We start from the raw sequence: 12,346 nt of genomic DNA, 5'->3' as shown, positions 1-12,346 counted from the left end.
CGACGGACGCATTCACGGCTATTTTTTGAAAGAAAATTCTTAGGATGGAGTCCGGGCCGCGTTGCGGCATACAGGGTCCAGTGATTAAAAGCCCCGAATATTCGGGGTTTTTTGTTATTAGCGAATCGTAATACTGGGCTATAGGCCCTTTTTTTATGTCTTGGGGGTGGGCTTGTCCACATTAGAGCAAAAATTGACAGAGTTGGTATCGGCTCCCGTAGAAGCGCTGGGTTACGAACTGGTTGGCATTGAATTCGTTCGTAGTCGCACATCTATCCTGCGCATCTATATTGATAGTGAAGATGGCATCAATGTCGATGATTGCGCCGATGTCAGCCACCAGGTAAGTGCGGTAATGGATGTTGAAGATCCGATTACGGTACCTTACAACCTTGAAGTCTCTTCACCGGGACTCGATCGTCCTCTGTTCACCGCAGAACACTACACCCGTTTTATGGGGGAAGAAGTGAGTCTGGTGTTGCGTATGGCCGTTCAGAACCGCCGTAAATGGCAGGGAACCATTAAGTCAGTTGATGGCGAGATGATCACGGTGCACGTTGAGGGTAGCGATGAAGTGTTCGCACTGAGTAATATTCAGAAAGCGAACCTGGTCCCCCACTTTTAAAAGTCCGGATTGAGGCTAACCAGGATGAACAAAGAGATCTTAGCTGTTGTAGAAGCCGTTTCTAACGAAAAAGCCCTGCCGCGTGAGAAAATCTTCGAAGCGCTGGAGAGCGCGCTGGCGACTGCGACCAAGAAAAAGTACGAACAGGAAATTGAAGTACGCGTCAGCATTGATCGCCGCAGTGGCGATTTCGATACTTTCCGCCGCTGGGAAATCGTAGAAGAGGTGACTCAGCCGACGCGCGAGATCACGCTGGATGCGGCCCGCTTCGAAGATGAAGCATTCAATCTGGGCGATTATGTCGAAGATCAGATTGAATCGGTCACCTTTGACCGTATCACCACCCAGACTGCGAAGCAGGTCATCGTGCAGAAAGTGCGCGAAGCTGAGCGCGCAATGGTGGTTGATCAGTTCCGTGAGCAGGAAGGCGAAATCATCACGGGCGTGGTGAAGAAAGTTAACCGCGACAACATCTCCCTCGACTTAGGCAACAATGCTGAAGCGGTCATTCTGCGCGAAGACATGCTGCCGCGTGAAAACTTCCGTCCAGGCGACCGTATTCGTGGCGTACTCTATTCTGTACGTCCGGAAGCGCGTGGCGCGCAGCTGTTTGTGACGCGTTCCAAACCGGAAATGCTGATTGAACTGTTCCGCATTGAGGTGCCAGAAATTGGCGAAGAACTGATTGAAATTAAAGCCGCTGCCCGTGATCCGGGTTCCCGCGCTAAAATTGCAGTCAAAACCAACGACAAACGTATCGATCCGGTGGGTGCCTGTGTGGGCATGCGCGGCGCGCGTGTTCAGGCAGTTTCCAGTGAACTGGGCGGCGAGCGTATCGATATCGTGCTGTGGGACGACAACCCGGCACAGTTTGTTATTAACGCCATGGCTCCGGCTGATGTGGCGTCAATCGTGGTTGATGAAGATAATCACACCATGGATATCGCCGTAGAAGCTGGCAATCTGGCTCAGGCGATCGGCCGTAACGGCCAAAACGTGCGTCTCGCTTCGCAGCTGAGTGGCTGGGAGCTGAACGTGATGACCGTCGATGATCTGCAGGCTAAGCATCAGGCTGAAGCGCATGCAGCGATCGATATGTTCACTAAACATCTCGACATCGACGAAGAGTTCGCCACCGTACTGGTGGAAGAGGGCTTCTCCTCGCTGGAAGAGCTGGCATACGTGCCAATCAACGAGCTGCTGGAAGTCGACGGCCTTGACGAAGAGACCATTGAAGCCCTGCGTGAACGAGCAAAAAATGCGTTAACCACCCTGGCACTGGCGAAAGAAGAGAGTCTTGGAAATCAGGAGCCCGCTCCGGATCTTCTGAATCTTGAAGGCCTCGATCGTGCGCTGGCGTTCCGCCTGGCGTCAAAAGGCGTTTGCACGCTGGAAGATCTCGCTGAGCAAGGTGTTGACGATCTGACGGATATTGAAGGCCTGTCTGATGAGCAAGCCGGCGCGCTGATTATGGCCGCACGTAATATCTGCTGGTTCGGCGATGACGCGTAATAACAGGAAGGAACAGCATGACAGATGTAACCGTAAAATCGCTGGCCGCAGAAATTCAGACTCCGGTCGATCGCCTGGTACAGCAATTTGCTGATGCGGGGATCCCCAAGTCTGAAAACGACGCGGTGACCCAGCAAGAGAAAGAAACCTTACTATCTCATCTGAACCGTGAACACGGTCAGGTCGGTTCAGCTAAGCTGACGCTGCAGCGTAAAACGCGCAGCACCTTGAATATTCCAGGCACCGGGGGTAAAAGTAAGTCGGTGCAAATTGAAGTCCGCAAAAAGCGTACCTATGTGAAGGGTGATGCAGAGGCTGAGCAAGCTCAGGCAGAAGCTGAAGCCGAGGCGCAGCGTGAAGCGGAAGAGCAGGCGCAACGCGAGGCTGAAGAGAAAGCCCGTCGCGAAGCTGAACAGAAAGCGCAACGTGAAGCCGAAGATAAAGCCAGGCGCGAAGCCGCTGAGAAGGCCAAACGTGCAGCAGCGGAAAATGACAAAGTGACAAATCAACCTACCGACGAAGTGACCAGGGCTGCGCAGTCTGACAAAGCCCGTCGCGAAGCTGAAGCAGCTGAACTGAAGCGTAAAGCGGAAGAAGAAGCTCGCCGTAAGCTCGAAGAGGCGGCCCGCCTCGTAGCCGAAGAAGCCCGCCGTCTGGCTGAAGAGAAATCAGCTGAGTGGGAAAAACCGGAAGAAGAGGATAAAGGCGACTATCACGTCACCACTTCGACCCACGCCCGTCAGGCAGAAGACGAAAACGACCGTCAGGTTGAAGCCGGCCGTGCGCGTGCGCGTACGACTGCTAAAGCTGCGCGTCCTGCGAAAAAAGGCAACAAACATTCCGAAGCTAAAACTGACCGTGAAGAAGCGCGTGCGCAGGTTCGTGGCGGTAAAGGCGGTAAGCATCGCAAACCTAGCGCACTGCAGCAGGGTTTCAACAAGCCAGCGCAGGCTGTTAACCGCGATGTTGTGATTGGCGAAACCATTACCGTAGCCGAACTGGCGAACAAAATGGCGGTGAAAGGTTCACTGGTCATCAAGGCGATGATGAAGATGGGCGCTATGGCGACTATCAACCAGGTCATCGATCAGGAAACTGCACAGCTCGTAGCCGAAGAGATGGGCCACAAAGTGACCCTGCGTCGTGAGAACGAGCTGGAAGAAGCGGTAATGGACGATCGTGATACCGATGCGGCACAGGAGTCTCGTGCGCCGGTTGTGACCATCATGGGCCACGTCGATCACGGTAAAACCTCTCTGCTGGACTATATCCGCTCCACTAAAATCGCCTCTGGCGAAGCGGGCGGTATTACACAGCACATCGGTGCTTACCACGTCGAAACCGATAACGGTATGGTCACCTTCCTGGATACCCCGGGCCACGCCGCGTTTACCGCAATGCGTGCACGTGGTGCACAGGCGACAGATATCGTTATCCTGGTCGTTGCCGCAGACGATGGCGTGATGCCGCAGACTATCGAAGCTATTCAGCACGCCAAAGCCGCTAAAGTGCCGGTTGTGGTTGCGGTGAACAAGTGCGATAAGCCAGAAGCGGATCCGGATCGCGTTAAAAACGAACTCACCCAGTACGGAATCATTCCGGAAGAGTGGGGCGGCGAAAACATGTTCGTTAATGTCTCTGCGAAAGCGGGTACCGGCATTGATGACCTGCTTAACGCTATCCTGCTGCAGGCGGAAGTCCTGGAGCTGACAGCTATCCGTGCCGGTATGGCGAGCGGTGTGGTTATCGAATCGTTCCTCGACAAAGGTCGTGGTCCGGTTGCAACCGTGCTGGTGCGTGAAGGTACGCTGAACAAAGGCGACATCGTCCTGTGTGGCTTCGAATATGGCCGTGTTCGTGCAATGCGCGATGAACTGGGTCGTGAGGTCATGGAAGCGGGTCCGTCTATTCCGGTTGAGATTCTGGGTCTGTCCGGCGTGCCGGCTGCGGGTGATGAAGCGACCGTGGTACGTGACGAGAAGAAAGCACGTGAAGTGGCGCTTTATCGTCAGGGCAAATTCCGCGAAGTTAAACTGGCTCGCCAGCAGAAATCTAAGCTTGAGAACATGTTTGCTAACATGACTGAAGGCGAAGTGTCTGAACTGAACATCGTTCTGAAAGCTGACGTTCAGGGTTCTGTGGAAGCCATCTCTGATTCCCTGCAGAAACTCTCCACCGACGAAGTGAAGGTGAAGATTGTGGGTTCAGGCGTAGGCGGGATTACCGAGACCGATGCAACCCTGGCGGCGGCTTCTAACGCCATTATCCTGGGCTTCAACGTGCGTGCCGATGCCTCTGCGCGTCGCGTCATTGACGCAGAAAGCCTGGATCTGCGCTACTACTCAGTCATCTATAACCTGATTGACGAAGTTAAAGCAGCGATGAGCGGCATGCTGGCACCAGAGTACAAACAGCAGATTATTGGTCTGGCTGCAGTGCGCGATGTGTTCAAATCACCGAAGTTTGGCGCGATTGCCGGTTGTATGGTGACCGAAGGTAACATCAAACGTCACAATCCAATCCGTGTCCTGCGTGACAACGTGGTGATTTACGAAGGCGAGCTGGAATCTCTGCGTCGCTTTAAAGATGACGTCAACGAAGTGCGTAACGGCATGGAGTGCGGTATCGGCGTGAAGAACTACAACGACGTTCGCGTTGGCGACATGATCGAAGTGTTTGAAATCATCGAAATTAAACGCACCATCGAGTAATAGACTGCTGATGTGTTGCAATTTGGGAGGCCTCTGGCCTCCCGAATTATTTGGGAGAAATAATGATGGCGAAAGAATTTGGTCGCCCGCAGCGCGTGTCACAAGAGCTGCAAAAAGAGATTGCGATGATCCTGCAGCGTGAGATTAAAGATCCACGCCTTGGCATGATGGTCACCGTATCCGGCGTTGAAGTGTCACGCGATCTTGCTTACGCAAAAGTGTTCGTGACGTTCCTCAACGACAAAGATGAAGATGCGATTAAGCATGGCCTGAAAGCGCTGAAAGAAGCGTCAGGTTACATTCGCATTCTGCTCGGCAAAGCGATGCGCCTGCGTATCGTGCCTGAGCTGACGTTCTTCTACGATAACTCGTTAGTTGAAGGGATGCGCATGTCTAACCTCGTTACCAGCGTCGTGAAGAACGATGCAGAGCGCCGTGGTCCGGATGCCACCGGCGATGACGAGGAGGCGTAATGAGTCGTCCGCGTCGTCGCGGTCGCGACGTCCATGGCGTGTTGTTGCTGGATAAGCCACAAGGCGTTTCGTCGAATGATGTCCTGCAGAAAGTGAAGCGTATCTTTAACGCCAATCGCGCAGGCCATACCGGCGCGCTTGACCCGCTGGCAACCGGCATGCTGCCGATCTGCCTGGGTGAAGCGACCAAGTTTTCACAGTATCTGCTCGATTCCGATAAACGCTATCGTGTGATTGCCCGACTGGGCGAGCGCACTGACACGTCAGATGCCGATGGCAACATCGTGCAGACGCGTCCGGTCAGCTTCAGTCAGGCCGATCTGGATAGCGTCCTTGAGAGCTTTCGCGGCGACACGCTGCAGGTGCCATCAATGTTTTCGGCGCTGAAGCATCAGGGTCGTCCGCTGTATGAATATGCGCGTCAGGGCATTGTGATTGAGCGTGAACCGCGCCCGATCACAGTCTATGAGCTGCAGTTTATTCGCTGGCAGGATAATGAGCTGGAGCTGGAAATTCACTGCTCCAAAGGCACCTATATCCGTACCATCATCGATGATCTGGGTGAAAAGCTGGGATGCGGTGCACATGTGATCATGCTGCGACGTGTACAGGTTGCCCGTTATCCGTATGAACGGATGGTGACGCTGGAACAGCTCAACACGCTGCTGGCGGAAGCCACAGAAGCGGGTATTTCACTGGAAACGCAGCTCGATCCGCTGTTGTTACCGATGGACAGCCCCGCCTCTGATTTCCCTGAAGTGAATATCCCGCCCGCCGTGGCAGATTTTTTCCGCCAGGGACAGCCGGTGCAGGCCAGCAATGCGCCTGCGCATGGGCTGGTCAGGGTATCGGAAGGCGAAGCGCGTAAGTTTATCGGTATGGCAGAAATTGCCGATGATGGCCGTCTTGCGCCACGTCGTTTAGTGGTTGAGTATCAGGATTAAGCCAGGCATTTACTTTTCGCTGATGGGGCATTTGCGTTGCTATCAGGCGCAGAGTAGAATAGCGCGGCTTTAAAGCGGGATGCTGAATTAGAGATCGGCACCCATACATTCATTTATTACTGGAGTTTATTATGTCTCTAAGCGTAGAAGCTAAAGCAGAGATCGTTGCTAAATATGGCCGTGGTGCTAACGACAGCGGTTCAACTGAAGTTCAGGTTGCCCTGTTGACCGCGCAGATTACCCATCTGCAGGGTCACTTCTCTGAGCACAAAAAAGACCATCACAGCCGCCGCGGTCTGCTGCGCATGGTATCTCAGCGTCGTAAGCTGCTGGACTACCTGAAGCGTAAAGACGTTGCACGCTACAGCAGCCTGATCGAAAGTCTCGGTCTGCGTCGCTAAGTCTGAAGAATCTGATCGTCGGGGCATTATGCGGGCTTTTGCACTGTGTGCAGCTTACGATCAGATTTGTGCGAGTTTCGTGAAGAGGGGGCCTTTATGGCCCCTTTTTTCGAGCAATCGGCAGCAATCCGGTCCAAACTGATGTATTGTTGCTTAGTGTGATCTTTAGTTTGCAGAATTTCGCGCGGCTAATGAGAGGCTTTACCGCAGGGGCGGTCGAGGGTTGTCATTAGTCGCGAGGATGCAGCTGAAGATTGGTAATCAATGGCAGGCTACAGATAGCCATGCCCCGAAGTTAAGGACTTTGATTTTGCTGAATCCGATCGTACGCAAATTCCAATATGGTCAACATACCGTCACGCTGGAAACCGGCATGATGGCTCGCCAGGCGACAGCCGCTGTGATGGTGAGCATGGACGATACTGCAGTGTTCGTCACTGTCGTAGGTCAGAAAAAATCTAAACCAGGTCAGGACTTCTTCCCACTGACCGTGAACTATCAGGAGCGTACCTACGCTGCTGGTCGTATCCCAGGCAGCTTCTTCCGTCGTGAAGGCCGTCCAAGCGAAGGCGAAACCCTGATTGCGCGTCTGATTGACCGCCCGATTCGCCCCCTGTTCCCGGAAGGTTTTGTTAACGAAGTTCAGGTTATTGCCACCGTGGTGTCTGTAAACCCACAGGTTCACCCTGACATTGTTGCCATGATCGGTGCCTCTGCGGCCCTGTCACTCTCAGGTCTGCCGTTCAATGGCCCGATTGGCTCTGCACGCGTAGGTTACATCAACGATCAGTATGTTCTGAACCCAACTGCAGATGAGCTGAAACAGTCTCGTCTGGATCTGGTCGTTGCCGGTACGCAGAATGCCGTACTGATGGTTGAATCTGAAGCTGAGATCCTGTCAGAAGAGCAGATGCTGGGAGCCGTGGTCTTTGGCCACGATCAACAGCAGATCGTTATCGAAAATATCAATGCGCTGGTTGCTGAAGCCGGTAAACCACGCTGGGACTGGCAGCCTGAAGCGGCTAATACCCCGCTGATTTCTCGCGTTGCTGCTCTGGCAGAAGCGCGCATCAGCGATGCTTACCGCATCACTGACAAGCAGGAGCGTTACACACAGGTTGGCGTCATCAAAGACGAAACTATCGCTACGCTGCTGGCTGAAGATGAAACACTGGATAGCGCCGAAATTGGCGATATCGTACATAGTCTTGAGAAGAACGTCGTTCGTACCCGCATCCTGAATGGCGAGCCACGCATCGATGGTCGTGAAAAAGATATGATCCGCGGTCTGGATGTCCGTACCGGCGTGTTGCCACGTACTCACGGTTCATCACTGTTCACCCGTGGTGAGACGCAGGCACTGGTTACGGCAACGCTGGGTACTACCCGCGATGCACAGAATCTGGATGAGCTGATGGGCGAACGTACCGACAGCTTCCTGTTCCATTACAACTTCCCTCCATACTCTGTCGGTGAAACCGGCATGGTCGGTTCGCCGAAGCGTCGTGAGATTGGTCACGGTCGTCTGGCGAAGCGTGGTGTGTTAGCGGTAATGCCTAAAGCGGAAGATTTCCCTTACACCGTGCGTGTGGTGTCTGAAATCACCGAATCTAACGGCTCTTCTTCGATGGCCTCTGTCTGTGGTGCCTCGCTGGCCCTGATGGATGCAGGTGTGCCAATCAAAGCCGCCGTTGCCGGTATCGCAATGGGTCTGGTGAAAGAAGATGAGAAGTTTGTGGTTCTGTCTGACATCCTGGGCGACGAAGATCACCTGGGCGACATGGACTTCAAGGTAGCCGGTAGCCGTGAAGGTATCACCGCGCTGCAGATGGACATCAAAATCGAAGGCATCACGCGTGAAATCATGCAGGAAGCCCTGAACCAGGCCAAGGGTGCGCGTCTGCACATTCTGGGCGTTATGGAACAGGCTATCAGCACCCCGCGTACCGAGATTTCTGAATTTGCTCCACGCATCTACACCATCAAAATCAGCTCTGACAAGATCAAAGATGTGATCGGTAAAGGCGGCTCAGTGATTCGTGCACTGACCGAAGAGACCGGCACGACGATTGAAATCGAAGATGACGGCACCGTGAAAATCGCTGCGACGGATGGTCTGAAAGCGAAAGAAGCCATTCGTCGTATCGAAGAGATCACTGCAGAAATCGAAGTGGGCCGCATTTACAGTGGTAAAGTGACCCGTATCGTTGACTTCGGTGCCTTTGTTGCTATCGGCGGCGGTAAAGAAGGTCTGGTTCACATTTCACAAATCGCTGATAAGCGCGTTGAGAAAGTGACTGACTACCTGCAGATGGGTCAGGAAGTGCCGGTTAAGGTGATGGAAGTTGATCGCCAGGGCCGCGTACGTCTGAGCATCAAAGAAGCGACAGAATCTAAGCCGCAGACTGAAGAAGCTGCAGCGGTGACCACGCCTGACGCTGAATAAGTCATTGCTGATTTGCCCCTCTTTGCCTGGCAGAGAGGGGCGTTTGTATCATCGCGAGGGCGGGAATCCTTGTGCACAGCAGGCGGATGACAGGATAGTTATCCCAATGTTTGTATTCGGGAGTGGGAAATGAAGCCTTTTCTGCGCTGGTGTTTTGTTGCGACAGCTTTGACGCTGGCAGGATGCAGCAACTCCAATTGGCGTAAGAACGAAGTTCTTGCAGTGCCTCTACAGCCCACACTGCAGCAGGAAGTGATACTGGCGCGCATGGAACAAATTCTTGCCAGTCGCGCTCTCACCGATGATGAACGCGCACAGCTGTTATATGAGCGCGGAGTGTTGTATGATAGTTTAGGTCTGCGGGCATTAGCGCGGAACGATTTTTCGCAAGCGCTGTCTATAAGACCAGATATGCCCGAAGTGTTTAACTACTTAGGCATATATTTAACGCAGGCGGGCAACTTTGATGCCGCCTATGAAGCGTTTGATTCTGTACTTGAGCTTGATCCAACTTACAACTATGCGCATTTAAACCGTGGTATCGCCCTCTATTACGGCGGTCGATACAAGTTAGCGCAAGATGATCTGCTGGCGTTTTATCAAGACGATCCTAACGATCCTTTCCGCAGTCTGTGGCTCTATCTCGTTGAACGCGAGATGGATGTCGACAAGGCAAAAGTTGCGCTTCAACAGCGTCACGACAAAGCGGTCAGAGACCAATGGGGATGGAATATTGTCGAGTTCTACCTTGGAGATATCAACGAGAAAACGTTGATGGAAAGTCTCAGGGCGGACGCAACGGATAACACCTCGCTCGCTGAACATCTCAGTGAAACCAACTTCTATTTAGGTAAGTACTACCTAAGTCTGGGGGAGAAGGACGACGCGAAAGCGTTGTTCAAACTGGCGGTGGCCAACAACGTTAACAACTTTGTTGAACACCGATACGCATTGTTGGAACTGGCGCAACTCGGCCAGGCACAAGACGATTTATCAGAATCTGACCAGCAATAGCTGACGAACTTAATTTGCCTGTAAAACCTGTTAAGTCATCATCTTAAGGGATGAAGGCTTTTCTGTTCGTCAAAACTTCTAATTTGAGCCGGTTCACACTTTTTGATGAAAATGACTGAAAGTTTTCACGACGAGTTATGTAGACTGGCCGCCGCAATCTAAGAGGCACGTGTACTACATGACTGATATTCAAACCACTTTTGCTGACCTTGGCCTGAACGCCGACATCCTTGAATCACTGAATGGCATGGGCTACGTAAAGCCATCCCCAATCCAGGCTGAGTGTATTCCTCACCTGCTGGCGGGCCGTGACGTGTTAGGCATGGCGCAGACCGGGAGTGGTAAAACTGCGGCGTTCTCACTGCCGCTGTTAAACAACATTGACCCGACTGTTAAAGCACCTCAGATCCTGGTGCTGGCACCGACCCGCGAACTGGCGGTACAGGTTGCTGAAGCAGTCACTGAATTCTCTAAACATATGCGCGGCCTGAACGTGGTTGCCCTTTACGGCGGCCAGCGTTATGACGTGCAGCTGCGTGCTCTGCGTCAGGGACCACAGGTTGTTGTGGGTACGCCTGGTCGTCTGCTTGACCACCTGAAACGCGGCACGTTAGACCTTTCTAACCTGCGCGGTCTGGTGCTGGACGAAGCAGATGAAATGCTGCGTATGGGCTTCATCGAAGACGTTGAAACCATCATGGCTCAGATCCCAGCTGGTCATCAGACTGCGCTGTTCTCTGCAACCATGCCGGAAGCGATTCGTCGTATTACTAAACGCTTCATGAAAGATCCACAGGAAGTGCGTATTCAGTCAAGCATGACGACGCGTCCTGACATCAGCCAGAGCTACTGGACCGCTTACGGTCGTAAAACAGACGCATTGGTTCGCTTCCTGGAAGCAGAAGACTTTGATGCTGCCATCATCTTCGTGCGTACCAAAAACGCAACGCTGGAAGTGGCAGAAGCGCTGGAGCGTAGTGGCTACAACAGCGCCGCGTTGAACGGTGATATGAACCAGGCACTGCGTGAGCAGACGCTGGAGCGCCTGAAAGATGGTCGTCTGGACATCCTGATTGCCACCGACGTGGCGGCCCGTGGTCTGGACGTTGAGCGTATCAGCCTGGTTGTGAACTATGACATCCCGATGGATGCAGAATCTTACGTTCACCGTATTGGTCGTACCGGTCGTGCAGGTCGTGCTGGCCGTGCGCTGCTGTTCGTTGAGAACCGCGAGCGTCGTCTGCTGCGCAATATCGAACGTACGATGAAGCTGACTATCCCTGAAGTCGAACTGCCTAACGCAGAACTGCTGGGTGAGCGTCGTCTGGCTAAGTTTGCTGCTAAAGTTCAGCAGCAGCTGGAAAGCAGCGATCTGGATCAGTACCGTGCTCTGCTGACTAAAATGCAGCCGGAAGATGAACTGGATCTGGAAACACTGGCAGCCGCACTGCTGAAAATGGCACAGGGTGAACGTCCTCTGATTCTGCCACCAGAAGCACCGCGTCCGGCACGTCGCGAATATCGCGATCGTGACGATCGTGATGGCCGTCGTGACAGCCGTGAAGCGCGTGGCGATCGTGGTCCACGTGAAAGCCGTGATGGCGATCGTCCACGTCGTGAACGTCGTGATGTTGGCGAAATGCAGCTGTACCGCATCGAAGTGGGCCGTGATGATGGTGTTGAAGTTCGTCACATCGTTGGCGCTATCGCTAACGAAGGCGACATCAGCAGCCGTTACATCGGTAATATCAAGCTGTTCGGTAACCACTCGACTATCGAGCTGCCGAAAGGCATGCCAGGCGATGTGCTGCAGCACTTTACCCGTACACGTATTCTGAACAAACCGATGAATATGCAGCTACTGGGTGATGCACAGCCAAACGAAGGCCGTGGCGATCGTCGTCCAGCGGGCGGTGAGCGTCGTAGCGGTCCTGGCGCAGCCAACCGTGAAGGTGGTCGTCGCTTCTCTTCAGAGCGTCGTGAAGGTGGTCGTGAAGGCGGCGGACGCAGCTTTAACCGTGAAGGCAGCCGTGGTCCACGTCGTGAAGATGGCGCAGCCGCTCCACGTCGCCGTGATGCATAACGATTTAGTGTGACTAGTCCTGGCATAGGTTGACACGTTATGCCGTTAAAACGCCTGATGCACTGCATCAGGCGTTTTGTATTTCAGCGACAGATGTGGCCGCTGACTGTTATAGATTTCTACTGACTCTGCCACCA

Annotated in this window: 10 protein-coding genes; all 10 read left to right on the top strand. The window is 53.4% G+C overall.

Features of this window, described 5'->3' with window-relative positions:
• The first annotated feature begins 172 nt into the window (after positions 1-172).
• The 10 genes from rimP (at position 173) to F3I20_RS14655 (ending at position 12,209) form a co-directional block, all read left to right on the top strand.
• Positions 173-625, top strand: coding sequence for a ribosome maturation factor RimP (rimP, locus tag F3I20_RS14700; RefSeq protein ID WP_010251795.1), 453 nt, complete (start codon positions 173-175; stop codon positions 623-625).
• A 24-nt stretch (positions 626-649) separates the two neighbouring features.
• On the top strand, positions 650-2,137 hold the full coding sequence (gene nusA / locus F3I20_RS14695) for a transcription termination factor NusA (protein WP_150011799.1): 1,488 nt from the start codon (positions 650-652) through the stop codon (positions 2,135-2,137).
• Positions 2,138-2,154: 17 nt separating this feature from the next.
• The gene (gene infB, locus F3I20_RS14690; protein WP_150011797.1) at positions 2,155-4,848 is read left to right on the top strand and encodes a translation initiation factor IF-2; all 2,694 of its coding nucleotides are present in this window, start codon (positions 2,155-2,157) and stop codon (positions 4,846-4,848) included.
• Between the two features lie 65 nt (positions 4,849-4,913).
• Complete coding sequence (rbfA, locus tag F3I20_RS14685; protein ID WP_033731320.1) at positions 4,914-5,321, top strand: 30S ribosome-binding factor RbfA; 408 nt, start codon at positions 4,914-4,916, stop codon at positions 5,319-5,321.
• Positions 5,321-6,265, top strand: coding sequence for a tRNA pseudouridine(55) synthase TruB (gene truB / locus F3I20_RS14680; protein WP_150011795.1), 945 nt, complete (start codon positions 5,321-5,323; stop codon positions 6,263-6,265). The genes rbfA and truB overlap by 1 nt, the downstream gene beginning before the upstream one ends.
• A 131-nt stretch (positions 6,266-6,396) precedes the next feature.
• Positions 6,397-6,666: a 30S ribosomal protein S15 gene (gene rpsO, locus F3I20_RS14675; protein WP_003851063.1), complete on the top strand. Its 270-nt coding sequence runs from the start codon at positions 6,397-6,399 to the stop codon at positions 6,664-6,666.
• A 310-nt stretch (positions 6,667-6,976) separates the two neighbouring features.
• A complete protein-coding gene (pnp, locus tag F3I20_RS14670) occupies positions 6,977-9,112 on the top strand; it encodes a polyribonucleotide nucleotidyltransferase (RefSeq protein ID WP_150011793.1) in 2,136 nt (711 codons plus the stop codon).
• A 129-nt stretch (positions 9,113-9,241) separates the two neighbouring features.
• On the top strand, positions 9,242-10,126 hold the full coding sequence (gene nlpI, locus F3I20_RS14665) for a lipoprotein NlpI (protein WP_150011791.1): 885 nt from the start codon (positions 9,242-9,244) through the stop codon (positions 10,124-10,126).
• A 105-nt stretch (positions 10,127-10,231) separates the two neighbouring features.
• Positions 10,232-10,288, top strand: a complete 57-nt coding sequence (yrbN, locus tag F3I20_RS24435) for a protein YrbN (RefSeq protein WP_098053093.1) — start codon at positions 10,232-10,234, stop codon at positions 10,286-10,288.
• 16 nt (positions 10,289-10,304) lie between these two features.
• Positions 10,305-12,209: a DEAD/DEAH family ATP-dependent RNA helicase gene (locus F3I20_RS14655; RefSeq protein ID WP_150011789.1), complete on the top strand. Its 1,905-nt coding sequence runs from the start codon at positions 10,305-10,307 to the stop codon at positions 12,207-12,209.
• The last annotated feature ends 137 nt before the right edge of the window (positions 12,210-12,346 follow it).

Source organism: Candidatus Pantoea gossypiicola (assembly GCF_008632075.1).
In the GTDB taxonomy this organism is placed as follows: Bacteria; Pseudomonadota; Gammaproteobacteria; order Enterobacterales; family Enterobacteriaceae; genus Pantoea; species Pantoea gossypiicola.
Note: the sequence above shows the minus strand (reverse complement) of the source record. Positions and strands in the feature narration are given on the sequence as shown.